The organism is Burkholderia lata, from assembly GCF_902499335.1.
GTDB classification, from domain to species: domain Bacteria; phylum Pseudomonadota; class Gammaproteobacteria; order Burkholderiales; family Burkholderiaceae; genus Burkholderia; species Burkholderia lata_B.
The window spans coordinates 50709-75482 of sequence record NZ_CABVQK010000012.1 but is presented as its reverse complement, the minus strand read 5'-3'; the positions used below and the strand labels follow the sequence as shown (position 1 = coordinate 75482).

At 66.1% G+C, this 24774-nt stretch carries 23 protein-coding genes; 7 read left to right on the top strand and 16 right to left on the bottom strand.

All coding sequences use genetic code 11. The features are described from left to right. Window positions 1–46: 46 nt before the first annotated feature. From BCO18175_RS27550 to BCO18175_RS27525, 6 genes are all read right to left on the bottom strand, one after another. The gene (locus BCO18175_RS27550; protein WP_174970778.1) at window positions 47–1021 is read right to left on the bottom strand and encodes a branched-chain amino acid ABC transporter permease; all 975 of its coding nucleotides are present in this window, start codon (window positions 1019–1021) and stop codon (window positions 47–49) included. After that, window positions 1021–1905 carry a branched-chain amino acid ABC transporter permease gene (locus tag BCO18175_RS27545; protein ID WP_174940246.1) on the bottom strand — a complete coding sequence of 295 codons (885 nt, stop codon included), beginning with the start codon at window positions 1903–1905 and terminating at the stop codon, window positions 1021–1023. Before BCO18175_RS27545 ends, BCO18175_RS27550 begins: the two co-directional genes overlap by 1 nt. Before the next feature lie 128 nt (window positions 1906–2033). Further along, window positions 2034–3233 (bottom strand): ABC transporter substrate-binding protein, encoded by a 1200-nt coding sequence (locus BCO18175_RS27540; RefSeq protein ID WP_174985749.1) that lies wholly within the window; start codon window positions 3231–3233, stop codon window positions 2034–2036. Between the two features lie 76 nt (window positions 3234–3309). Next, window positions 3310–4065, bottom strand: coding sequence for an ABC transporter ATP-binding protein (locus BCO18175_RS27535; RefSeq protein WP_059682652.1), 756 nt, complete (start codon window positions 4063–4065; stop codon window positions 3310–3312). Then, window positions 4062–4841 (bottom strand): ABC transporter ATP-binding protein, encoded by a 780-nt coding sequence (locus tag BCO18175_RS27530; protein WP_021160426.1) that lies wholly within the window; start codon window positions 4839–4841, stop codon window positions 4062–4064. Before BCO18175_RS27530 ends, BCO18175_RS27535 begins: the two co-directional genes overlap by 4 nt. Window positions 4842–5298: 457 nt before the next feature. Further along, entirely contained in the window at window positions 5299–6984 is a 1686-nt protein-coding gene (locus BCO18175_RS27525) for a GMC family oxidoreductase (RefSeq protein ID WP_174985746.1), read from the bottom strand. A gap of 171 nt (window positions 6985–7155) precedes the next feature. Here BCO18175_RS27525 and BCO18175_RS27520 point away from each other — a divergent pair, with 171 nt between their 5' ends. Together BCO18175_RS27520 and BCO18175_RS27515 are read left to right on the top strand one after the other, a co-directional pair. Beyond that, window positions 7156–8055: a LysR family transcriptional regulator gene (locus tag BCO18175_RS27520; RefSeq protein WP_174985744.1), complete on the top strand. Its 900-nt coding sequence runs from the start codon at window positions 7156–7158 to the stop codon at window positions 8053–8055. A gap of 235 nt (window positions 8056–8290) precedes the next feature. Next, complete coding sequence (locus BCO18175_RS27515; RefSeq protein ID WP_174985742.1) at window positions 8291–8824, top strand: class IV adenylate cyclase; 534 nt, start codon at window positions 8291–8293, stop codon at window positions 8822–8824. Between the two features lie 77 nt (window positions 8825–8901). Here BCO18175_RS27515 and BCO18175_RS27510 read toward each other — a convergent pair whose 3' ends face one another. Then, complete coding sequence (locus BCO18175_RS27510) at window positions 8902–9387, bottom strand: Lrp/AsnC family transcriptional regulator (protein WP_006408082.1); 486 nt, start codon at window positions 9385–9387, stop codon at window positions 8902–8904. A gap of 139 nt (window positions 9388–9526) precedes the next feature. Here BCO18175_RS27510 and phhA point away from each other — a divergent pair, with 139 nt between their 5' ends. After that, window positions 9527–10420 carry a phenylalanine 4-monooxygenase gene (gene phhA, locus BCO18175_RS27505; RefSeq protein WP_217483931.1) on the top strand — a complete coding sequence of 298 codons (894 nt, stop codon included), beginning with the start codon at window positions 9527–9529 and terminating at the stop codon, window positions 10418–10420. A gap of 151 nt (window positions 10421–10571) precedes the next feature. Continuing rightward, entirely contained in the window at window positions 10572–10880 is a 309-nt protein-coding gene (locus BCO18175_RS27500) for a 4a-hydroxytetrahydrobiopterin dehydratase (RefSeq protein ID WP_048247945.1), read from the top strand. 92 nt (window positions 10881–10972) lie between these two features. Here the strand turns inward: BCO18175_RS27500 and BCO18175_RS27495 are convergent, their stop codons facing one another. Then, on the bottom strand, window positions 10973–11203 hold the full coding sequence (locus tag BCO18175_RS27495) for a DUF3717 domain-containing protein (RefSeq protein ID WP_039351485.1): 231 nt from the start codon (window positions 11201–11203) through the stop codon (window positions 10973–10975). Window positions 11204–11325: 122 nt separating this feature from the next. Between BCO18175_RS27495 and BCO18175_RS27490 the strand changes: the two genes are divergently transcribed. Further along, window positions 11326–12018: a response regulator gene (locus BCO18175_RS27490; protein WP_006401494.1), complete on the top strand. Its 693-nt coding sequence runs from the start codon at window positions 11326–11328 to the stop codon at window positions 12016–12018. A gap of 118 nt (window positions 12019–12136) precedes the next feature. Next, complete coding sequence (locus BCO18175_RS27485; RefSeq protein ID WP_174985738.1) at window positions 12137–13621, top strand: sensor histidine kinase; 1485 nt, start codon at window positions 12137–12139, stop codon at window positions 13619–13621. A gap of 127 nt (window positions 13622–13748) precedes the next feature. On the opposite strand, the gene BCO18175_RS27480 is transcribed toward BCO18175_RS27485, so the two are convergent. The 7 genes from BCO18175_RS27480 to mnmC all read right to left on the bottom strand — a co-directional run bounded on the left by BCO18175_RS27480 (window position 13749) and on the right by mnmC (window position 22636). Beyond that, a complete protein-coding gene (locus BCO18175_RS27480) occupies window positions 13749–14279 on the bottom strand; it encodes an SET domain-containing protein (protein WP_174985736.1) in 531 nt (176 codons plus the stop codon). Between the two features lie 180 nt (window positions 14280–14459). Next, complete coding sequence (locus BCO18175_RS27475; RefSeq protein WP_174985734.1) at window positions 14460–15572, bottom strand: NADH:flavin oxidoreductase/NADH oxidase; 1113 nt, start codon at window positions 15570–15572, stop codon at window positions 14460–14462. Window positions 15573–15787: 215 nt separating this feature from the next. Beyond that, window positions 15788–16498: a glutamine amidotransferase gene (locus BCO18175_RS27470; protein ID WP_174985732.1), complete on the bottom strand. Its 711-nt coding sequence runs from the start codon at window positions 16496–16498 to the stop codon at window positions 15788–15790. A gap of 28 nt (window positions 16499–16526) precedes the next feature. Then, window positions 16527–17165 (bottom strand): MarR family winged helix-turn-helix transcriptional regulator, encoded by a 639-nt coding sequence (locus BCO18175_RS27465; RefSeq protein ID WP_043184842.1) that lies wholly within the window; start codon window positions 17163–17165, stop codon window positions 16527–16529. A gap of 508 nt (window positions 17166–17673) precedes the next feature. Next, window positions 17674–18789 (bottom strand): YbdK family carboxylate-amine ligase, encoded by a 1116-nt coding sequence (locus BCO18175_RS27460; protein WP_174985730.1) that lies wholly within the window; start codon window positions 18787–18789, stop codon window positions 17674–17676. Between the two features lie 14 nt (window positions 18790–18803). After that, window positions 18804–20018 (bottom strand): cation:proton antiporter, encoded by a 1215-nt coding sequence (locus BCO18175_RS27455; protein WP_174985728.1) that lies wholly within the window; start codon window positions 20016–20018, stop codon window positions 18804–18806. Window positions 20019–20689: 671 nt separating this feature from the next. Continuing rightward, the gene (gene mnmC, locus BCO18175_RS27450) at window positions 20690–22636 is read right to left on the bottom strand and encodes a bifunctional tRNA (5-methylaminomethyl-2-thiouridine)(34)-methyltransferase MnmD/FAD-dependent 5-carboxymethylaminomethyl-2-thiouridine(34) oxidoreductase MnmC (protein ID WP_174985726.1); all 1947 of its coding nucleotides are present in this window, start codon (window positions 22634–22636) and stop codon (window positions 20690–20692) included. 388 nt (window positions 22637–23024) lie between these two features. On the opposite strand from mnmC, the gene BCO18175_RS27445 reads away from it, so the two are divergent. Beyond that, window positions 23025–23303, top strand: coding sequence for an HU family DNA-binding protein (locus BCO18175_RS27445; protein ID WP_006401505.1), 279 nt, complete (start codon window positions 23025–23027; stop codon window positions 23301–23303). Between the two features lie 118 nt (window positions 23304–23421). Here the strand turns inward: BCO18175_RS27445 and BCO18175_RS27440 are convergent, their stop codons facing one another. Continuing rightward, window positions 23422–24735: a GTP-binding protein gene (locus tag BCO18175_RS27440; RefSeq protein ID WP_174985724.1), complete on the bottom strand. Its 1314-nt coding sequence runs from the start codon at window positions 24733–24735 to the stop codon at window positions 23422–23424. Window positions 24736–24774 lie beyond the last annotated feature (39 nt).

Sequence of the window (24774 nt, the reverse complement as noted above, 5' to 3'; positions counted from 1 at the left end):
CGGATGGTGCTTCGCATCAACCCGATGTGACGCGCGCCGCACGCATTCAGGACGCCCTGAGCGGCTTGATCCGCGCGACCATTTCGCCGACGATGCCACGCCGGAACGCAAGCACGCATGCGATGAAGATCAGCCCCGTGACGATCGTCGCCGATTCGCCGAGCGAATGGAACCACGCGACGCCTGTGGTCGATGCGAGCCATTCGCCGATGTCACCGAGCCGGTCTTCCAGCGCGACGATCAGCGCCGCGCCCAGCAGCGGCCCGAACAGCGTGCCCATCCCGCCGACGAGCGTCATCAGCACGACGAGGCCCGACATCGTCCAGTACGCGTCCGACAGCGTCTCGAAGCCGAGCACGAGCACCTTCAGCGAGCCGGCCAGCCCCGCGATGCCCGCCGACAGGATGAATGCAAGCAGCTTGAAGCGGTCTGTGTCGTAGCCGAGCGAGATCGCGCGCGCTTCGTTCTCCTTGATCGCGACGAGCACCTGGCCGAACGGCGAATGAACGACCCGCACGATGAACGCGCACGCGGCGACGACCACCGCCAGCACGACGTAGTACAGCGCGACGTCGTTCGACAGGTCGAGCAGCCCGAACAGGTGGCCGCGCGGCACGCCCTGCAGCCCGTCCTCGCCGTGCGTGAACGGTGCCTGCAGGTAGATGAAGTAGACCATCTGCGCGAACGCGAGCGTGATCATCGCGAAGTAGATGCCCTGCCGCCGGATCGCGAACAATCCAACGACGAGCCCGAGCAGCGTCGCGGCAACGGTACCGACCAGCACGCCGAGCTCCGGCGTGAAACCGAGCGTCTGGATCGAATAACCGGTCGCATAGCCGGCGGTCGCGAGGAACATCGCATGGCCGAACGACAGCAGCCCCGTATAGCCGATCAGGAGGTTGAACGCGGCCGCGAACAGCGCGAACGTGAGCACCTTCATCACGAACACCGGGTACGCGCCGATGAACGGCGCGGCGAGCAGTGCGGCGAGCAGCACGCCGTAGAGCACTTTTCTCTGCATCATTTTTCCTTGCCGAAGAGGCCCGCCGGGCGGAACAGCAGCACGATCGCCATGATCACGAACACGACGGTGGCCGACGCTTCGGGGTAGAACACGCGCGTGAAACCCTCGATCACGCCGAGCAGCAGGCCCGTGACGATCGAGCCGAGGATCGAGCCCATCCCGCCGATCACGACCACCGCGAACACGGTGATGATCATCGGCTGGCCCATCAGCGGCGACACCTGGATCACCGGCGCGGCCAGCACGCCCGCGAACGCGGCGAGCGCGACGCCGAAGCCGTAGGTGAGCGTGATCATCATCGGCACGTTCACGCCGAACGCCTCGACGAGCTTCGGGTTCTCGGTGCCCGCACGCAGGTAGGCGCCCAGGCGCGTCTTCTCGATCACGAACCACGTCGCGAGACACACCGCGAGCGACGCGACGACGACCCACGCGCGGTAGTTCGGCAGGAACATGAAGCCGAGGTTGGTGGCGCCGGACAGTTGCGACGGCACGTCGTACGGCTGGCCGGACGAGCCGTAGATCGACCGGAACACGCCTTCGACGACCAGCGTGAGCCCGAACGTGAGCAGCAGCCCGTACAGGTGATCGAGCTTGTACAGCCAGCGCAGCATCGAGCGCTCGATCAGGATCCCGAACGCGCCGACGACCAGCGGCGCGATCACGAGCATCGCCCAGTACGGCAGCCCGAAATACGACATGCCCATCCACGCGAGCATCGCGCCCAGCATGAACAACGCGCCGTGCGCGAAGTTGATCACGTTGAGCAGCCCGAAGATCACCGCGAGCCCGAGGCTCAGGATCGCGTAGAACGAGCCGTTGACGAGCCCGAGCAGCAACTGGCTCAGCATCGCCGGCAACGGAATGCCAAAGATTTCCATCGACTTAGCCGTCAGAATGAGTTTCGTTGCGCACGCAACCTTCGTGCGTCGCGTACGCGGGCGGCGCAGCGGGCACATCGCTGCAGCCGCCACCGAGCGGCGCGCCCGCGCGCGCCGCTACGCCCTGCTTACCTCCACAACGCGCAGCGCGTCTCCTGCTTGGTCCCGAACGCCTGTTCGCCCGGAATCGTCGCGAGCACCTTGTAGTAATCCCACGGCTCCTTCGACTCCGCCGGCTTCTTCACTTCCATCAGGTACATGTCGTGGATCATGCTGCCGTCCGTGCGGATGTAGCCCTTCGCGTAGAAGTCGTTGATCTTGATCTTCTTCAGCTCGGCCATCACCTTGTCGGAGTCGGTCGTGCCGGCAGCCTGCACGGCCTTCAGGTAGGTCGTCACCGACGAGTAGTCGGCCGCCTGCAGGCTCGACGGCATCTTCTTCATCTTGCCGAAGTAGCGCTGCGCCCACTGGCGCGACGCCGCGTCGCGGTTCCAGTACCAGCTGTCGGTCAGCACGAGGCCCTGCGTCGTCTCGAGGCCGAGGCTGTGCACGTCGTCGATGAACATCAGCAGCGCGGCGAGCTTCATCGACTTCGTGATGCCGAACTCCTTCGCGGCCTTGATCGCGTTGATCGTGTCGCCGCCCGCGTTCGCGAGGCCGAGGATCTGCGCCTTCGACGACTGCGCCTGCAGCAGGAACGACGAGAAATCCGATGCCGACAGCGGGTGGCGCACCGCACCGAGCACCTGGCCGCCGTTCGCCTTCACGACATCCGACGTGTTCTTCTCGAGCGCCTTGCCGAACGCGTAGTCGGCGGTCAGGAAGAACCACGTCTTGCCGCCCTGCTTCACCACCGCCGAGCCGGTGCCCTTGGCGAGCGCCATCGTGTCGTATGCGTAGTGGACCGTGTACGGCGTGCACTGCTCGTTGGTCAGCGTATCGGCGCCCGCGCCGATGTTGATGTAGACCTTCTTCTTCTCGGCCGCGACCTGGTTCATCGACAGCGCGGTGGCCGAGTTCGTGCCACCGACCAGCAGGTCGAGCCCGCCGCGGTCCATCCATTCGCGCGCCTTCGATGCGGCGATGTCGGCCTTGTTCTGGTGATCGGCATAGACGACCTCGATCGGCTTGCCGAGTACCTTGCCGCCGAAGTCGGCAACTGCCATGCGGATCGCCTCGAGGCCGCCCTGCCCGTCGATATCCGCGTAAAGCCCCGACATGTCGGTGATGAAGCCGATCTTCACGGTATCCGCGGCCTGCGCGGCGCCGGCGGTGAACGCGGCAGTCGCGAGCGCGAGACAGGCGTGTGCGAGGGTCTTCATTTTCATTGACGTCTCCTGTTGTTCTGATGCGTTGTGGTTGTTTGAAGCCGCCACGGCTAGCGGCCAGAGAGACGGGGCGGCGTCACACCCCGAGCAGGTCGTGCAGGGTCGGCATCTTGCTTTCCAGTTCGGCCGCCTGGAAATGTTCGACGATGCTGCCGTGCTCCATCACGTAGAACCGGTCGGCGAGCGGCGCGGCGAAGCGGAAATTCTGTTCGACCATCACGATCGTGTAGCCGCGCGCCTTCAGCGCGACGATCATCCGCGCCAGCGCCTGTACGATCACCGGCGCGAGGCCTTCGGAAATCTCGTCGAGCAGCAGCAGGTTCGCGCCGGTGCGCAGGATCCGCGCGACCGCGAGCATCTGCTGCTCGCCGCCGGACAGTCGCGTGCCCTGGCTCTGCCGGCGCGACGCGAGGTTCGGAAACATCGCGTAGATCTCGTCGATCGACATCGCGTGGTCGCGCGGCCCGATCGGCGGCGGCAGCATCAGGTTCTCCTCGCACGACAGGCTCGAGAAGATCCCGCGCTCCTCCGGGCAGTAGCCGATGCCGAAATGCGCGATGCGGTGCGTCGCGAGGCCGATCGTCTCGTTGCCCGCGACCTTGATCGACCCGCTGCGGCGGCCCGTGAGGCCCATGATCGCGCGCAGCGTCGTCGTGCGGCCCGCGCCGTTGCGGCCGAGCAGCGTGACGACTTCACCGCGATGCACCGTCAGATCGACACCGTGCAATATGTGGGATTCCCCGTACCAGGCCTCCAGGCCCGTGATCTCCAGCGCGGGCGTACCGCTTTCGACGCCGCTCAATTCGCGTTCCTCCCGTTCGCTGTGCTTCATGCGTGCGCCCCCGCGAGCGCCGCATCGGCGCTGCCCATGTAGGCCTCGATGACAAGCGGATTCTTCGACACTTCCGCATACGAGCCTTCGGCCAGCACCTCGCCGCGTTGCAGGACGGTGATCGTGTCGGAGATGCCCGCGATCACGTTCATGTTGTGCTCGACCATCAGGATCGTGCGGCCGCTCGCGACCTTCTTGATCAGCGCGGTCACGCGATCGACGTCCTCGTGGCCCATCCCCTGCGTGGGCTCGTCGAGCAGCATCAGTTCGGGTTCCATCGCGAGCGTGGTCGCGATCTCCAGCGCGCGCTTGCGACCGTACGCGAGCTCGACGGTCGGCACTTGCGCGAAATCGGTGAGGCCGACCTGCGTGAGCAGGTCCATCGCGCGATCGTCGAGCCGCTTCAGCGTGCGTTCGCTGCGCCAGAAATGGAATTCGGTGCCGAGCGCGCGCTGCAGGCCGATGCGCACGTTCTGCAGCGCGGTCAGGTGCGGGAACACGGCCGAGATCTGGAACGAGCGGATGATGCCGCGCCGCGCGACCTGCGCGGGCCGCTCGTCGGTAATGTCGATGCCGTTGAAGACGATCTGGCCGGCCGTTGGCGTGAGGAATTTGGTGAGGAGGTTGAAGCAGGTGGTCTTGCCCGCGCCGTTCGGTCCGATCAGCGCATGGATCGCACCGCGACGCACACGCAGGTTCACGCCGTTGACGGCCGTGAAACCCCTGAATTCCTTTGTCAGTCCGCGTGTTTCCAGAATCGTGTCGCCGAGAATCATGTTCCCTTCCGTACGAAGTCAGGCGAAGCACCGGGAAGATCCGCGAGAAGCGTCCGCGAAACAGGTCAGCGGATGAGCAGGCTGCCCCGGGCGCCGTGTTACGCCTCGAGGGTGGTCTCCCGCGCCGACGCGTATGCACACTGCGCCACATTGTCTCGCCGTTGGTGCAGTGCAATCATCGGGATTTGCACTTATAGGGCTGGCCGCCATGTCGCGTGCGGCTGTGCACGGCTTTTCGCCACGATTTTTTGACACGTGCATCATCGACCGTTGCCCTCCGCACGGCCCGGCAAGCACGCAACAAAAAAGCCGTGCGGCTGCACGGCTTGCATGGATCTTGCCGGCAATCCGGCACAATCGGCGCCATCGGCACCGGTGCTGCAACAGCAGCTTGTTTCGCATAGCGAATCAGCGGGCGTCATCATGACGGCCCGCTGTCGTGCGTGTCAGCGTCCCGTCACGCGGCCGTCGTCGCGGCCTCCGTGCGCACCGGCGTTGCTTCGCGCGCCGCGCGGCGATCGGCACGGATCATGTCGCTCGCCCGCTCGGCGATCATCAGCGTCGGCGAATTGGTGTTGCCCGATGTAATGAACGGCATCACCGATGCATCGACGATCCGCAGCCCCGCGATGCCGCGTACGCGCAGCCGGCTGTCGACCACCGCACGCTCATCGTCGGCACGCCCCATCCGGCAGGTGCCGACCGGGTGGAAGATCGTCGTGCCGACGGCGCCGGCCGCCTCGATCAGCTCGGCTTCGCTCCGGTACTGCGTGCCCGGCAGGATTTCCTCGGGACGATAGCGTGCGAGCGCTGGCGCGGACGCGATCCGGCGCGTGAGCCGCAGCGCGTTCGCGGCGACGTGGCGATCGTGATCGGTCGACAGATAGTTCGGCGCGATCGCGGGGGCCGCGCCCGGATCGGCGCTCGCGATATGCACGCTGCCGCGCGACGTCGGCCGCAGATGGCACACGGACGCCGTAAACGCGTTGAAGCTGTGCAGCGGCTCGCCGAAGCGTTCGAGCGACAGCGGCTGCACGTGGTATTCGAGATCGGGGCGCGTGAGCGCGGGATCGTCCGGATCGGATTTCGCGAACGCGCCGAGCTGCGACGGCGCCATCGACATCGGCCCGCGCTGCAGCAATGCATATTCGGCGCCGATCATCAGCTTGCCCCACCAGTGCGCGGACAGCGTGTTGAGCGTGCGCACGCCTTCGACGCGAAACGCCATCCGCAGTTGAAGGTGATCCTGCAGGTTTTCGCCGACGCCCGGCAGATCCTGCACGACGTCGATGCCGAGCGCCTGCAGCCGCCGGCCATCGCCGATACCCGACAGTTCGAGCAACTGCGGCGAATTCACGGCGCCTGACGTCAGCAGCACCTCCGAGCGCGCCTGTGCAACGTAATCGGTGCCGCCGCCGTGATATTCGACGCCGACCGCGCGCCGCCCGTCGAAGATCACGCGCTGCGCCTGCGCGCCGGTGATCACGGTCAGGTTCGGGCGCGCCATCGCGGGCCGCAGGAACGCCTTCGACGTATTCCAGCGCACGCCGCGCTTCTGGTTCACCTCGAAATAGCCGACCCCGGTATTGTCGCCACGATTGAAATCGTCGGTTGCCGGGATGCCCGTCTGCTGCGCGGCCTGCGCGAACGATTCGAGGATCTCCCAGCGCAGCCGCTGCTTCTCGACGCGCCAGTAACCGCCTGCGCCGTGCGCATCGCTCGCGCCCGCATGGTGATCCTCGCTGCGCTTGAAGATCGGCAGCACGCTGTCCCACGACCAGCCGGCGTCGCCGGTTTCCTGCGCCCAGCTGTCGTAATCCTCGCGCTGGCCGCGCATGTAGATCATCCCGTTGATCGACGAGCAGCCGCCGAGCACGCGGCCGCGCGGATACGACAGCGCCCGGCCGTTGAGCGCGGCTTCGGGCTGCGTCTTGTACAGCCAGTCGGTGCGCGGGTTGCCGATGCAATACAGATAGCCGACCGGGATATGGATCCAGTGATAGTCGTCCTTGCCGCCCGCTTCGAGCAGCAGCACGCGGATGTCGGGATCTTCGGTCAGGCGGTTCGCGAGCACGCAGCCCGCGGTGCCTGCGCCGACGATCACGTAATCGAATTCGCCTTCTAGCGTGCGTTGTGTAGTCACGGTTTGTCTCCTGTCACGCGGCGCAACGGCGCGCGTCATTTTCAGCATAGTGCGTCGCGAGCCGCGCCTGCGGCCCCGCGCGTCACGACCGATGAAGCGTACTCCGGCCGCCGGCCGCCGATCCAATGAGTTATGCTGAACTGCGTTATAAGCTGCGCTCATATCACGACGATGGATCTCACCCTGCTCCGCGCGTTCGCGACGGTCGCGCGCGAAGGCAACCTGACGCGCGCCGCCGTGCAGCTGCACCTGACGCAGCCGGCGGTCAGCCTGCAGATCAAGCATCTGCAGGAAACGCTCGGCGTCACGCTGTTTACGCGCACGTCGCGCGGGCTCGCGCTCACGCGCGACGGCCAGACGCTGCTGCCGCACGCCGAACGCGCGCTCGCCGCGGCCGCCGACGTGCAGCGCGCCGCTGCTGCGCTGCGGCACGAGGTACGCGGCCGGCTGCGGATCGGCACGATCCTCGATCCGGGCTTCCTGCGGCTCGGCGGCTTCCTGCGCGCGCTCGTCGAAACCCATCCGCAGATCGAGACGGCGCTGCGGCACGGGATGTCGGGTTGGGTGATCGAACAGGTGCGCTCGCAGGCGCTCGACGTCGGCTACTACATTGGCCGGCCGGGCGAGGACGATCCGCTCGACGGCGCACTGTTCCACACCGTCACGCTCACGCATTTCCAGTACCGCGTGCTCGCACCGGCCGGCTGGAAGGAGCGCGTGCAGCGCGCACACGACTGGCGCTCGCTTGCCACGCTGCCGTGGATCTGGACGCCGGCGGCGTCCGCGCACAACCGGCTGCTGTCGCGGCGCTTCGCCGACGCCGGCGCGCAGCCGCTCAAGGTTGCCGAGGTCGACCAGGAGCAGTCGATGCTGGATCTCGTCAAATCGGGAATCGGGTTGACGCTCGCGCGCGACTCGACGGCGCTGGCCGAAGCGCACGCGCATGCGCTGACGATCGTCGAACCCGTGACGGTGCCGACCGAACTGACGTTCGTGACGCTCGCCGAGCGGTGCGACGAACCGGCGATCGCGGCCGCGCTGCGGCTGATCGAAGCACAGTGGACGATATGAGTGCCGCTGATAGCGCCGCGGCTGGCCGCGCACCGGGCGTCAGCGCCTGACACATCGCCGGTCGGCAGCCGGCGACCGTGCGGGCCATCGCGTGTGGGTGAACGGGGAAATCACGGGGCCAACCCTCCCGGCCGCGTCGTGTCGCCGCGTCCCGCCGGTCGTCACGCCACCTTCGCGGGCTTTTTGCTAGATTGTGCGTTCGCACACCGCGAGACCCCGATTGAAGGAGACCCGCATGGCCCGCAACATCGAGATCAAAGCCCGCGCCCGCGAATTCGACCAGCTGCGCGAACGCGCGGCGACCCTCGCGACCGAAGCGCCGCTGTTCTATCGCCAGCAGGATTTCTTCTATGACGTGCCGCGCGGCCGGCTGAAGCTGCGCCGCTTCGAGGACGGCACGCCCGCCGAACTGATCTTCTACCAGCGCGACGATCGCGACGGCCCGAAGGCGTCGTACTACACGCGCAGCCCGGTGACGAACCCCGACGCGATGCACGCGCTGCTCGCCACCGCGCTGACCACGCGCGGAATCGTGACGAAGGAACGGCACGTGTACCTCGCGGGCCGCACCCGCATCCACCTCGACCGCGTCGACGGCCTCGGTGACTTCATCGAACTGGAAGTCGTGCTCGGCCCCGACGACGACGAAGCCGGCGGCGAGGCCGAAGCACACGACGTGTTCGCGAAGCTCGGTGTATCGCAGGACGATCTCGTCGCGGTCGCGTACGTCGACCTGCTGAACGCCGACACGCAGCACGAAACGGCCTGATCCGGCCCTGCCCCAAGGCGGCGCAACCCGCGCCGCCTTCAACCCTGCCGCCGCCCGGTCGCCGCCCTATCGCGGCATCATGCGGCGCCGGGCGCCAGGTGCGCGAGCGGCAGCGCGCCGTTGCGCTTGAAGGTCGTCAGCACGATGTTCGAGCGCACGCTGTCGACGCCCGGCACGCGCATCAGCTTCTTCATCACGAACTGCGACAGCGCGTTCAGGTCGGGCGCAACGATCCGCAGCAGGTAGTCGGCATCGCCCACCACCGCATGGCATTCGAGCACTTCGGGCAGCACGTCGATCTGCTGCTGGAACTGCTCGATGATCGAATCGCCGTGATGCTTGAGCTTGAGGCTCGTGAACGCGGTGACGCCGAGCCCCAGCTTTTCGGGGCGCAGCATCACGCGATAGCCTTCGATCACGCCGGCCGCCTCGAGCCGCTGCAGCCGCCGGCCGATCTGCGACGGCGACAGCGGCACCTCCTCGCCAAGCTGCTGATGCGTCGCGCGGCCGAAGCGCTGCAGCACGTCCAGCAGCGCGAGATCGAAGTGATCGAGTTCCAGCATGAGCATTCTCCGCATTGATTCGTGATTTGATGCGCGATTATCGCATCAATAGGCAAATCAACGCCAATATTGCGCCCATTCCGCGCGCACCCCGCTCTACACTTGCATGGTTCCCAACCGCTACGTGCAGAGCCAGATCATGTCCACCGTCGTCACCGCGAAACTGCAGGAGCAGTTCGATGCGGGCCTCGAAACCCGCGCCGATTTCACCATCGACCAGCCGCTCGCGCGTTACGGCCAGGTCGACCACGCGGTGTGGAAGCAGCTCTATGCACGCCAGTCGGCACTGCTGCGCGGGCGCGCGTGCGATGCGTTCGTCGCGGGGCTCGGGAAGATCGACCTGCCGGCCGATCGCGTGCCGTCGTTCGCCGACGTGAACCGCCAGTTGAAGCCGGCAACGGGCTGGGAAATCGTCGCGGTGCCGGGCCTCGTGCCCGACCGCGTGTTCTTCGAGCATCTCGCGAACCGGCGCTTCCCCGTCACGTGGTGGATGCGCCGCCCCGACCAGCTCGACTACCTGCAGGAACCCGACTGCTTCCACGACCTGTTCGGCCACGTGCCGCTGCTGATCGACCCGGTGTTCGCCGACTACATGCAGGCGTACGGCCGCAGCGCGCTCGCGGTCGCCGACGACGAAGCAGCGCTGGCGCGCCTCGCGCGGCTCTACTGGTATACGGTGGAATTCGGGCTGATCCGCGATCCGCGCGGCGCGAACGGGCTGTCGATCTACGGTGCCGGGATCGTGTCGAGCAAGGGCGAAAGCCTGTACAGCCTCGAAAGCGCGGCGCCGAACCGGCTCGGTTTCGACCTCGAGCGCGTGATGCGCACGAAGTACCGGATCGACACGTTCCAGAAGACCTACTTCGTGATCGACGATTTCGCGCAGCTGTTCGCGCTCGCCGATGTCGACGGCCGTGCGCTGGCCGACCGGCTCGCCGCGCTGCCCGAATTCGCGGCCGGCGCGGTGCTCGATTCCGATCGCGTGCTGCATCGCGGCACGGGCGAAGGCTGGCCCGACGACGCCGACGCGTGACGCTCGAGGGCGCCGCTGCCGGTCTCCCGATCGCCGTCCCCGGATGGGCGTCCCCGGGTGCCCGTCGCACAACTATGAAACAATGACCGGTGCCGGCTTCGCCGCGCGGCTCAGCCGCGCGCGGGCGCCGTTACCGACAGAGAGGTGCAAGATGATCCACAAGCTCACATCAGAAGAACGCAAGACCCGGCTCGAAGGCCTGCCGCTCTGGACGGCCGTACCGGGCCGCGACGCGATCCAGCGCAGCCTGCGCTTCGCCGATTTCAACGAAGCGTTCGGCTTCATGACGCGCGTGGCGATCAAGGCGCAGGAAATGAACCACCATCCGGAATGGTTCAACGTGTACAACCGCGTCGACGTCACGCTGTCGACCCATGATGCCGACGGCCTGACCGAACGCGACATCGAACTGGCACTGTTTATCGACCGTGCCGGCGCGCACGCGCACCCGGCCGCCTGAGGCCTTCCTCTACCGCCGCGTGTCTTTCGATGCGCGGCGCGTCAACTTTTCATTTCGATGAACGTTTTCTAGGATGTAGTCAGCGAAAGCCTTCAGCTTTCCAAGCCATCCTTAAGGCGCACGTAAGTCTCGTACGCATTCCGCGCCTTGGGGTCCAAACCTTCCAGTTGTAGCGCGCTTTCGCGCTGTACAATCAGCAGCGCATACGGCTTGGAAAGCGCGCTGGCCTCTTCGCAGAGTTTGAGTTCGTCGCCGCTCGACGGCGAGCGGGCGCGCCAGAAATTGATCGCGGCTTCTAGGTCGTTGATCGAAATATCGGACATGTTTGGATTTAATCGTTCGCTGGCCGCCATGCTTGATGTCAGGTGTTGCGGCGCCCCTGTGGAAACGGCGTCGTGCTGTCCGCGTGCCTGAACCGCCAACCCATTGTACTTGAGCGAACTTCATGCGACTCCTTCTGATTGAAGACGACCGCCCCATCGCACGCGGTATCCAGAGCAGCCTCGAGCAGGCTGGCTTCACCGTCGACATGGTGCATGACGGCATCTTTGCCGAACAGGCGCTGGCACAGAACCGCCACGAACTCGTGATCCTCGACCTCGGCCTGCCGGGCATCGACGGGATGACGCTGCTCACGCGCTTCCGCCAGACCAACCGCCACACGCCCGTCATCGTGCTGACCGCACGCGACGAGCTGAACGACCGGATCCAGGGCCTGAATTCGGGCGCCGACGACTACATGCTCAAGCCGTTCGAGCCGGCCGAGCTCGAAGCGCGCATCCGCGCGGTGATGCGCCGCAGCGGCCCGCACAGCGACATGCCGCGTCCGGAAGTGTCGCTCGGCGGTGTCCGCCTGTCGGGCGTCGACCGCCGCATCTTCAACGACGACAAGCCGCTCGAACTGTCGCCGCGCGAATTCGCGGTGCTCGAAATGCTGCTGCTGCGTCACGGCCGCGTCGTCAGCAAGGCCCAGTTGCAGGATCACCTCACGCACTTCGGCGGCGATCTCGGCGACACCGCGATCGAAGTCTACGTGCACCGCGTGCGCAAGAAACTCGAGCAGTGCCGTGTCGAAATCGTCACGGTGCGCGGCTTCGGCTACCTGCTGCAGGAAATCCGCCAGACGGCGAGCGTCTGAGCGGCGCCGCGCACGGGGCGGCCACGTGCCGTCCGCGTGCGCGTGCTGCTTCGCGTCGCCGCCCGGCGCAAGACCGCGCCGCTCCTCGTGAGCGGCGCTTATCCATTTGCCCGTCGAAATGTCTCCTGATCCGGCTGTGACCACCAGCCTGCGCCGCTCGCTGCTCCGGCGCCTCGCCGCCCCGCTGTCGATGCTCGCGCTGATGAGCGGCCTGATCGCCTACTGGCTCGCGTGGCAATACACGCAGCACGTGATCGACCGCTCGCTCGCCGATCTCGCGACCGCCATTTCCAAACAGATCCAGATCGCCGGCCCCGACGCGCCGTTCACGGTGCCGCCGCTCGCGCAGGCGATGTTCTCCGATCCCGCCGAAGCGCTGATCTACCGGATCAGCGACGGCGAGCAGGAACTCGCCGGCGATCCGAAACTGCCGCTGCAGGGCATCAACGTGCGCCGCATGCATCACGCGTACGTGTTCGAGGCCGAATACGACAACCGCGCGGTACGGGTTGCACAGGTGCGCGTGGACGACGTCGATGGCGGCAAGCCGATGGTCGTCGAGGTCGCGCAGCCGGTGCGGCACCGCTACCGGATCGCCGCCGAATTCCTCGTCGCGATCATGATGCCGCTCCTGCTGCTGCTGCTCGCGGGCTGGGGCATCGTGTGGCGCGTCGTGAACCAGCAGCTCGGCCCGCTCACGCATCTGGCCGATTCGCTGAACCGGCAAACCCACACGTCGCTGGAACCGGTCGACGAAACCGAGGTGCCGCTGGAAATCCGGCCGCTGACGAGTGCAATGAACGCACTGCTCGGCCGCCTGAAGACCGCGCTCGACGCGCAGCGCAAGTTCATCGCCGACGCCGCGCACCAGTTGCGCACGCCGCTCACGGCCGTGAAGCTGCACGCGGAGCAGGCGGCCGTTGCGCGCGACCCGCACCAGACCTTCGCCGCGGTGCGCGAGTTGCGCGCGGCCGCCGACCGCGCGGTGCGGTTGTCCAACCAGTTGCTGTCGCTCGCCCGTGCGGAACCGGGAGAACAGGCCGCGCGATTCGTCGACGTCGACCTCGCGGCGATGGCGTTCGAGACGGGTGCCGAATGGGTGCCGCGCGCCCTCGCGTCGCACGTCGACCTCGGCTTCCAGCGCACCGACGATCCTGGCGACGACGAGAAGCTGGTCGTGCGCGGCAACCCCGTGCTGTTGCGCGAGGTAATCGCGAACCTGCTCGACAATGCGCTGAAGTACGTGCCGCTCGCGCGGCCGGACGGCGCGCGCATCACGGTGAACGTCGCACGCGGTGCGCTCGAGGACGGCCAGCCGGCCGCCGAGATCGTCGTCGAGGACAACGGCCCCGGCGTGCCCGCCAACCAGCAGGCCGACCTGTTCAAGCGCTTCTTCCGCGGCGACGCGCAAAGCGGCAACGGTGTCGAGACGGGTGCCGGGCTCGGCCTCGCGATCGTCCACGACATCATCGCGATGCACGGCGGCACCGTATCGTACGAGGATGCATCGGAAGGCGGCTCGCGCTTCGTGGTGAGGGTGCCGCTGATCGCGCGCACCGAGAAGCCGGCCAGCGAGACGCCGGCCGCCGCGTCGACACACTGAGCGATTCGCGGCGGGCGGCCGTTGATCGGGCCGCACGCCGGATGAGGAAGGTGGAAAGCACGGCTGCGCGACGCGGCAGCCATCCGCTGAAACGGTAGCGGCAGCGCACGATGCGCTGCCGCCTGCGTCACTTCTTGCTTTTCTTGTCCTTCGATCGGGACTCGGACTTGCCGTCCTTCTTGTCCTTCTTCTTTTTCTTCTTTCCGCCGTCGTCGGACGTCGCGAGCAGCGTGCCGCGACACGACGCCGCGCCGCAATGGCACGCGTATTCGCGCTTGAGCGACTTCGTCAGCTTCGCATCGATCACGAGGCCGTAGTCGTAGAACAGCTCCTCTTCCGGCCCGATGTCGCGCAGCGCGTGGATGAACACGCGGCCTTTGACTTCCTCGGCTTCGCAGTTCGGCGCGCACGAGTGGTTGATCCAGCGCGCGCTGTTGCCGTCGATCTTGCCGTCGATCACCCCGCCCTCGTCCAGTGCGAAGTAGAACGTATGGTTCGGTTCGCTCGGGTCGTGCGGGTGGCGACGCAGTGCTTCCTTCCACGAAATTCGCTCGCCCTTGTATTCCACTACGCGCTCGCCGGCCTTGATCGGCGCCACGGCGAACACGCCCTTGCCGTGTACTCCCGAGCGGCGCACCGCGATCCTGCGTGAACTCATCGAACGAATCCTTGTGAAGACGACTTGAATGAAAGGCGGCCGCGATCGCGGCCTGGCGTCGCGCAAAACGAAAACGCGGCACCGGTCGGTGCCGCGTCGGGGCATGCGGCGAATCACCCGCATCCTACACGTTCACGATTGCTTCGTTCAACATCACGCGCAATATTGCGCGCGCGGTGTTCAACGCTGGCCGAATGCGATGTCGCCGAACAACGCCTTGTGCTCGCGCGGCTGCGAGCGCCAGTATTGCGGCGGCGCCGTCACCTGCGCGCCGAGCTCGGCCGCCGCGTGCCATGGCCAGCGCGGGTCGTACAGCATCGCGCGCGCCATCGCGACGAAATCGGCATCGCCGGCTTCGATGAGACGGTTTGCATGCGCGGGCTCGTTGATCAGGCCGACGGCGATCGTCGGCATGCCGACCGCGCGCTTGACCGCCTGCGAGAACGGCACCTGGTAGCCGGGCGACAGCGGAATCTTCTGCAGCGGCGACACGCCGCCGGACGACACGTCGATCCAGTCGCAGCCGCGGCGCTTCAGTTCGTGCGCGAATGCGATCGTATCGTCGAGCTCCCAGCCGCCTTCGACCCAGTCGGTCGCGGACACGCGCACGCCGACCGGCCGGTCCTCCGGAAACGCCGCGCGCACGATCTCGAAGATCTCGAGCGGAAAGCGCATGCGGTTTTCGAGCGAGCCGCCGTATTCGTCGGTGCGCTGGTTCGCGAGCGGCGACAGGAACTGGTGCAGCAGGTAGCCGTGTGCCGCATGCACCTCGATCGCGTCGATACCGAGCCGTGCGGCCCGCTTCGCCGACGCCGCGAACGCTTCGCGGATCCGGTTCAGGCCCGCGGCATCGAGTGCGAGCGGCGGCGTTTCGCCATCCTTGTGCGGCACGGCCGACGGCGCATGCGGCAACCAGCCGCCGTCGGCAACCGACACGAGCTGACCGCCCTGCCACGGCACGTTGCTCGATGCCTTGCGCCCCGCATGCGACAACTGCATCGCGACGCGGACCGGCGAATGCTTGCGGATCGCGGCCAGCACCGGCTTCAGCGCAGCTTCGGTCACATCGTCCCAGAGGCCGAGGTCGCCATGCGTGATGCGCCCGTCGGGTTCCACCGCGGTCGCCTCGATGCAGAGCAGCCCCGCGCCCGACAGTGCGAGATGGCCGAGGTGAATCATGTGCCAGTCGGTCGCCTCGCCGCGTTCGGCCGAATACTGGCACATCGGGGAGATCACGATCCGGTTCGGAAGGGTCACGCCGCGCAGCGTGAACGGGGAAAACAGCGCAGTCATGGAGGCCGCTCGCCAGGAAAGGAAAGAGCGAACGAGCGTAGCACGCAGGCTGCAAGCGTGCAGAAGGCGCACCCGGCAGTAAGCGGATGGTCAGGTACGGCCGGCGGCCGGTTGCCGGCAATGGGGAAAAGGTAGCGCATACGGCGATGCGCCGGCCTGCAACGGATGCGGGCCGGGCACCGCCTTCGCGGCGAACGGCGCCGCCGCTGGCAGCGTCAGAGTCCGACGCTGTCGAGCCACTCCGCGAACATGCGTCGCGCGGCCGCCTCGAGCGCGGGGCCGTGCTGAGCGGTATCGGCGCGCAACTGGCGCGCGTCGATGCCCGGCGTCGCCGCGATTTCGCCGGCGTTCGAGATCAGCCACGGTTCGAAGCGATCGGTGCGGATTTCCGGATGGCATTGCAGCGCCAGCACGTGCTGGCCCCATGCGAATGCCTGGTGACGGCAGGCCGGTGTCGATGCGAGATGCATCGCCCCGCCCGGCAGATCGAACGTGTCGCCATGCCAGTGCAGCATCGACGTTGCCGTGCCATCGAGATGGCGCAGCGGCGATGCGCGGCCGGCGTCGGTGAGCGTCAGCGGCGCCCAGCCGAGTTCGTGCTGCGCGGCCGGATAGACGCGCGCACCGAGCGCCCGGGCGATGAACTGCGCGCCGAGGCAGATCCCGAGGATCGGCAACCCGGCGTCGATGCGCTTGCGCACGAGTGCCGCGAGCGGCGCGATCGTCGGATACTGCGCATCGTCGTACACGCTGAGCGGCCCGCCGAGCACCACGAGGAGCGAAGGCTCGAGCACGTCGAGCACCTCGACCCGCGATGACCCGACGTCGACGTAGCGCACCCGCCGGCCCCGTTCGCCGAGCACCTGCTCGAAGCTCCCGAGATCCTCGAAATGCACGTGGCGGATCGCCACGACTTCAGCGTTCATCATCGGCCTCCCGGTCGATCGACGGACGTCAGCCTGCGAAAATCTTCCAGGTCTTCTTCTGCGTCGCCGCGTCGGCCTCTTCCTGCACCGAGCAGTCGAGACGCAGATCGCTGTCCGACATCGAGATGTCGAGCGCCGCGCAGTGATGCACGGTCTTCTTCGACAGCTTGCCCGGCTGGAAATGGGCGCACGTCACGCACATGCGCTGCGGCGGCGTCGCACCGGCCACCTGCAGCTCGCGCAGCGTCTTCAGCAGCGCGCGATACAGTGCGCCCTGCTCGTCCGCGCCGAGCTTGCCGACCGCTTTCGTCAGGAATTCAGGCCATTGCAGCGCCTTCTTCGCGGCCGTCCGGCCACGGGCCGACAGGCGCACGGCCAGCGCACGGCCATCGTCCAGCGCACGGCGCTTCTCGACGAGACCCTTGGTCTCGAGCGTGCTCACCGCATCGCTCGTGGTCGCCGCGGTCAGCTGCGTCTCGCGCGCGATCTCGCCGAGCCGCATCGGGCCCTTGCGCTGCAGCAGCAGCACGAGAATCTCGCCCTGCGTCGGCGTCAGGCCAGCGCCTTCCGCCCAATCCCATGCCTGGCTTCGCATGGCCGTACTCAACCGCAGCAGGCTGTGGGTCACACGTCCCGAAGCCTGATTCCCGTAAACGCCTTCGCTCATAGTCTTTTCGCTTTGCCGCCGCCCGGTTTGCCGAGCGGCCGTAGTGTGGAGATCGAATGTCTATCTCAAAACAGACACGCTCTTGCGAGTGCGTCAGCACGGCCGTCGCGAGGGCACACGCGGCGGTCGCGTTCGCGGCGACCGGTAAGACACTCATCGTTCCGGTGTCCGCAAAGCCGACATTCTAAGCGAGAGCGGAAAATCGCACAGCTAAGTTATCCCCTTCATTCTGTGGAAAATCACTGGATAACCAAAATTTTTCGTTGTGCCTGCAATGCCGAACGCCCGCCAAACGGTGCGTATGGGCATTTTCCTGTTCGGATCGGCCATCGGGACGACCGCAATGATCCACCGGGTTATCCCGCGCACAGATCGTTGACTTTGCAGCGGAATATCAGGTTATCCACAGATTTTCAGGACAACCGGCAACGATTTCGGCCGCAATCGGGGCCGCCGGTCGTTCAGTGAATCGCGACTCGGTCGAGCCCGTAATCTGCAAAACATTTTTTCACTCGCGCCAACGTAAGCACTGCTGGCGGACCGTCTCATTGAGCGATTTTTCCTGTTTGAAAACGGTTCTCAACCACGATGCGTCGTTTACGCGCGCCTTGGCCAGCGCGCCGATCTCGTCGAGCGCCGCCCGCGAGCCGAGCGCGGCCGCATGCGGCGCGATCCGGTCGAGCGTGTCGAGGATGTCTTCGGCGATCGTGCGGCGCTCACCCGTCTGAGGATTCACGCAGGTGCCCTCGAGCCCGAAGCGGCACGCCTCGAAACGGTTGAACGTGTAGACGAGGTAGTCGTCCTCCGACAGCTTCAGCGGCCGGTCGGTCAGCAGGTAGCGCGCGAGCGTCTGGATGTAGCAGGCGATCGCCGCCGCACGGTCGACCGACAGCGGCGTGTCCATCACGCGCACCTCGATCGTCCCGTAGCCGGGCTTCGGCCGGATGTCCCAGTAGAAGTCCTTCATCGAGTTGACGACACCGGTGTTCACCATCTTCGTGAAGTACTCCTCGAAGCTGTCCCAGGTCAGCACGAACGGCGCGCGGCCCGACAGCGGGAACGCGAACACCGAATTCAGGCGTGCCGAATGGAAACCGGTGTCGACGTTCTGCACGAAAGGCGACGACGCGGACAGCGCGATGAAATGCGGAATGAAGCGCGACATCGAGTGAAGCAGGAACAGCGCGCTGTCGGGATCGGGGCAGCCGATGTGCACGTGCTGGCCGAACACGGTGAACTGCTTGGCGAGATAGCCGTACAGCTCGGAGATGTACTGGAAGCGCGGCGCATCGTAGATCTGCCGGTCGCTCCATTGCTGGAACGCATGCGTGCCGCCGCCGGCCAGCCCGACGTTGAGCTGGTCGGCCGCCTTCACGAGCACGTCGCGGATCGCGTGCAGCTCGTTCACCGCCTGCTCGTGCGAATGGCAGATGCCAGTCGACAGCTCGATCATGCTCTCGGTGATTTCCGGCGTGATGTTGCCCGGAAAGGTCTCGCCCTGGATCAGGCGCATCAGGTCGGATGCCGCTTTGGTCAGGTCGTAGTTGTGCGTGTTGACGACCTGGATCTCCAGTTCGACGCCGAACGTGAACGGCTCGGAATTGACGAAGGTTTCGAGTGCCATGGCAGGTTCCGGAATCAGTTGCTGTCGCTGCGCTCACCGACCGCCGACAGGCAGCGGTAGACGATGAACGGGCTGACGAGCTGCAGGATCACGATCGTGCACATCACGATCGCGCGCAGGTGCGGGTCGAAATTCGGATAGAGCTGGTAGGTGTCGTCGACGAGCAGGTACGACAGCGCGGACATCGGCGTGAGCGCGATGCCGAGTGCGATGCCCTGCTTCATCCCGATGCCGCTCGGCTTCGCGAACGCGACGACGCCGGCCAGCTTCGCGACGAGCCGCGTAATGATCAGCACGATTGCAAGCAGACCGCCGAGCGCGATATCGCCCCACGTGAACGACGTGAGCGTGAGCACGAACAGGACCACCGTCAGCAGCCAGCCGGCCGTGCCGAAATGCTCGGGCCACAGTTGCGGGCGTGCTTCGAGGTTCTTCACGATGATGCCGGCGAGCAGCAGCGTGAGCAGCGTCGACAGCTTCAGTGCCTGGGCGACGGCGATCGCGAGCATCACGAGCCCGAACAACGCAACGAACGAATGCTCGTCGCGCATCGTCGCGGTCATGTGGCGGAACAGGTAGTTGCACGAACGCGCAACGACATACGCGACGATGAACGAACCGGCGATCAGGTAGAGCGGCTGCAGGATCGTCGCGAACACGTTGCCGTACGCTTCCTGGTGGAGCCAGCTCGTCACGAGCTTGGTCAGCACGATCGCATAGACGCTGTTGAGCGCGGTGAGCGTGATGAGGCGTTGCGACACCTGCCCTTCCGCGCGCAGCTCGGTCTTCAGCTGGATCACCATCGACGGCGATGTCGCGATCGCGATCGCCGACAGCACCAGCGCGACCATCCCCGATACGCCGAGCGCGAGCATCACGAACAGCACCAGCACGAACGTCAGCGTGGCTTCGGCCAGGCTCGATGCGACGAGCCACGGATTGCGCCGGATCCAGCGCAGGTCGAGACGGCTGCCGAGCTCGAACAGCAGCAGGCCGAGCGCGACGTCGATCAGCAGCCGCGAGGTTTCGTCGGTGCTTGCATCGATCACGCCGAATCCGAACGATCCGGCGATGAGGCCGATCACCGCATAACCGGTGATGCGAGGCAGGCGCCATGCGCGATAGCAAAGCTCGCCACACAGGCCGGCCGCGAACAACGCGAGCCCGGCCCAGAACACGGCATCCGGCGTGAGCGGCCAGTTGGGCAGGAATGAGAACGCCGACTTCATCGTGGTGACTTCTCCTTTGGAAGCGACCGCCAGCGACACGGGATCAAGCGTCAGAAATGGATGCGCGCCGGCTGGGTATCGCCCCGAATGTGATTGTTGTGTCGACGACGGCGGGACATGGGATCCGCCTTTTCCGCCACAGGGCGGAAAGTCGTTCAGGTTGCCGATCTGGATTGTCGGCCTGGTGTGTGAACGGACTGCGCAGTCTCGAAGATTCAGATTCGAAATCGTGCCGACCGTTCCATTGAAGCATGTCCGGCGCCTGGCCGGATGAACGCGAAGGAAACCGATTGTGCCACAGCTTTTTCGGTCTGGAACCCATTGAATCGACTCGCGGCGCTGTGCGGCACCGCAGGTCTTTGGTTTCAAAGGTTTACTTGTATATATACGTAGTAGAAGTTAACAAAGGACGCACAGTTCTGTGGATAACTTCGGTTTACGTCGACAGATCAAGGTGTTGGAGCGCCCATAACCCGTTGCACAGACTGTTCGTGCACAGAGGTTTGAGTTGAGCAACTTTCGGACCGTCTCACAGCTGTGCCGAGTTGCCCAGTTTACGTCCACTGTGATTGCACACGAAGTGCGTGCGGATTCCGCGCGGTTATCCACAGCATCGAGTGGATAACCTTGCGTGAAAAAGTCTGGAAACTGTGAGTCGCTCGGGTGAGCGGTCAGCCGTCCTGGCCGACGCGGCGCGCGCGCAACACGCGGATCAGGAAGCGTGCGGGATCGACGGCATCGGCGAGTTCGCGCTCGAGCGGCCACGGCTCGCCTTCGAGTTGCGATGCAATTAGTTCGGCGCCGAGCGCGGCCCACACGAGGCCGCGGGAGCCGAAGCCGAATGCGCCGTAGAGCCCGGGCAGGCGCGGCAGGTCGCGCGCCTGCGCACCGCTGAGCGCGCGTGCATTGGCGACGGCACCCGCTTCGTCCGCGAGCGGGCCGAGCAGCGGCAGGCGGTCGCCGACGACCCAGCGGAACGCGACGCGGCCGCGCAGTGTGTCGGGATCCGGCAGGTCGCCGATCAGGCCCGGCAGCAGATGCCGTACGCGCTCGATATTTTCGAGGTGGCCGGCCGCGCGCATCGCGGGATCGACATCGTCGGGTTCGAACGTCGCGCCGATCAGCAGCGTACCGTCGTCGAGCGGCACCGCGTAACCGTCGCCGATCGTCGGGCACGGCAGCGGCGCCGTGGTGCCGGGCGGCAGCAACGTGAGCTGGCCGCGCACCGGTTGCAGCGCGACATGCTGCAGCCCGGCGAGACGCGCGGCGTCGCCGGCATTCGCGAGCACGACGACGGGCGCTTCGGCCAGCGTGCCGCCCGCGTCGTCGAGCGCATGCCATGCGTCGCCCCGCCGTTCGAGTCGTGCAACGCGGGTGGAAGCGAGCAAGCGCACGCGCTCGCCGGCCGCCGCGTATTGGGCCGCGCAAAGGCCGGCCGGCCAGACGGCGCCGCCGTGCGGAAACAGCAGGCCGCCCTGCGTGACCGGCAGGTTCAGATGGGCGCGCGCGGCATCGGCGTCGAGCAGCGACACAAAGTCGGACGGTGCGCCGAACGCATCGAATGCATCGCGCATCCGTGCGAAATCCTCGGCTGATTCCGCGAGATGGATCATCCCGTGCGTGCTGCGCGCGAATGCGTGGCCCGCACGTTCGAGTGCGCGCCAGCGCGCGATCGCGTGCAGGAAGCCGCCGCGCGTGAGCCGGCTCGCGACATTGTCGTCGCGTGTCATCAGCGGATGGAATACGCCGGCCGGATTGCCCGACGCTTCGCTCGCGATCCGGTCGTGCCGCTCGATCAGCGTGACTTCCCAGCCGCGCGCGGCCAGGCGTTCGACGACCGCGCAGCCCGCCAGGCCCGCACCGATAACGATCGCGCGACGTGTCGCAACAGGCAGCGCGAGCGGCGGCTCGTGCCGGCGCGCGCGCCAGCGCGGCGCATATTCGCCGACGAGCAGATCGTCGGCCTCGCGATACGTGAAACCCGATTTGCCGAGTGCGTGTTTCAACACGTCGGAATTCGCATGTGCTGCAAACGTCGCGTGTTCGCCGGCGATTTTCGAGAGCGCGCGAACCACGTCAGTCGATCGGAGATCCGCGTCGCTCGATGATGCGAAGCCGTCGACGCAGAACGCGTCGGCGCGCGCAACGATCTTCCCCAGCATGTCGATCGCATCGCCGAACGCGAGCGTGAGCACCACGCGCCCTTCGTCGAATTCGAGCCGGTGCAGGCCCGGTACGAGCATCGGCCATGCGTCGGCAAGTGCATCGACATTCGCCGACATGGTTGTGTCCGCAACGATATGCGAAGCTGCGCGGCGCAGGTCGTCGCGCGAGAACGGATGCGGTTCGACTGCGACAAAATGCAGCCGCTCGCAGCGCGCGGGATCGTCGCGCCACGCGGCCCAGGCCGCGAGGAAGCTGCCGCCCGCGCCGAATCCGGTCGCGACGATCGTGAACGTGCGGCGGCCCTGCCAGCGCGTCGGCAGCCCGTTGCCGGCGACGAACACGCGATGCGCAAGCGCACCTGATGTGCCGCGATGGAGATCGCCGAACTCGGGCGAGACGAGCGTGCCGTCGTCGCGAAGCGCGAATGTGGCGGGAACAAGTCGGTCGGTCATGCGAAACAAAAAACGTGGCAGCCAAGCCTGGCAAGGGATTGCGCGGGGCCGTCCGTCCGGTCGTTGGAAAAAGCCAACGGGGCGGCGCTCGGGCGGACCGCGCTGCGTATCCTGTCCGGTTGGCGCTGGTCAAAAAACGGGCAGTCGATGATTCATTCGGCGAAATACCGATGAAAATCTTTGAAACCCTTGTCGTTATTGGGTTTGCGCTGCGCTATCATAGCAACGCCGTACCGCGGGGTGGCCGCCGGCTAACCGGAAGGCGCGTCGCGCGGGCCAGGATTCGGCGCTGTGTCGTCGGAGTCTGACTCTCGACGGCACGGTTCGCGCACGTATAATCGGCGCGTTCGCGCTGTTCGTGTCAACCTAACCTGATAAAGGAACCTTAATGAACAAACAGGAACTGATCGACGCCGTCGCCGCCCAAACGGGCGCCAGCAAGGCTCAAACCGGCGAAACGCTGGACACGCTGCTCGAAGTCATCAAGAAGGCCGTGTCGAAGGGTGATGCGGTTCAGCTGATCGGCTTCGGCAGCTTCGGTTCGGGCAAGCGCGCAGCACGTACGGGCCGCAACCCGAAGACCGGCGAAACCATCAAGATCCCGGCAGCCAAGACGGTCAAGTTCACGGCTGGCAAGGCGTTCAAGGACGCCGTCAACAAGCGTTAAACCAGCGCCTGTTCCAAGAAAAACCCGCCTTTCGGCGGGTTTTTTGTTGGGCGCGCGCGGCATTTTCGCCACAGTCCGCGCCCCTCTTGCAAGATTTAACGGTTGTTCTTACAACGCGTTACGCGTGCACGATCTGCGTGTCGCCGTGATCGTCGTCATCGTGCGAATCGACATCCCACGCCGGGAACGGATCGTCGAACGCATGCCATCCCGCCGCGCCGAGTGCAAATTCCGCATCGGTCAGCAGGCACGCATCGAGCTTCTCGCGCCATGCATCCGCGTCGAGCGCGATGCCGATCAGCACGAGTTCCTGCCGGCGATCGCCTACTGCGCGATCGTCGAGATCGCCGTGCCATTCCGCGCGGATTTCACCGAGCAGCTCGTCGTCGTCCGGCCATTCCGCGCGATCCTGCGCGGCCCACCAGAGACCCGCCGGGCCATGCCGGCATACGCCGCCCGCCTGCGACAGCGAGCCCGCGATGTCGTTGCGCGTCGCAAGCCAGAAGAAGCCCTTGCTGCGCAGCACGCCCGGCCACTCCTGGTGCAGCAGCGCCCAGAGTCGCGCCGGATGAAACGGCCGGCGCGCGCGGTAAACAAAATTGCCGATGCCGAATTCGTCGGCTTCGCCGTGCACGTGCGCATGATGTTCGTCATGGCAGTCCGGGTCGTCGCAATGCGTGTGATCGTGATCGAGCGACGCGAGCCAGCCCGGTGCGTTCGCGGCTTCGTCGAAATCGAAGCGGCCCGTGTTCAGCACTTCGTCGAGCGGCACGTTGCCGAACGTCGACACGACCTGGTGCGCGCGCGGATTGAGTCGCGCGAGGATGTGCTGCAGGCGTGCGAGGTCGTCCGCGGCGACGAGGTCGGCCTTGTTGATCACCAGCACGTCGCAGAATTCGATCTGCTCGATCAGCAGCTCGACGAGCGTGCGGTCGTCCTCTTCCGATGCGGCGATGCCGCGCGTCGCGAGCGCGTCGTCCGAGCCGTAGTCGCGCAGGAAGTTGTAGGCGTCGACCACGGTGACGAGCGTGTCGAGCCGCGCGATTGCCGACAGCGACGTGCCGTCGTCGTCGACGAACGTGAAGGTTTCGGCGATCGGCATCGGCTCCGCGATCCCGGTCGATTCGATCATGATCGCGTCGAAGCGGCCTTCGGACGCGAGCGTGCGGATCTCGACGAGCAGGTCGTCGCGCAGCGTGCAGCAGATGCAGCCGTTCGACATCTCGACGAGGCGTTCCTCGACGTGCGACAGCGCCTGCGCGTCGCGTACGAGCGATGCGTCGATGTTGACCGCCGCGAGATCGTTGACGATCACGGCGACTTTCAGGCCCGCGCGGTTCGCGAGGATGTGATTGAGCAGCGTGGTCTTGCCGGCGCCGAGGAAGCCGGACAGCACGGTGACGGGCAACGGCTGGTTCATTGCCGGATTCATAGCGATATGCACCAACGGAAAAATTGAAAAAGCGGCCGT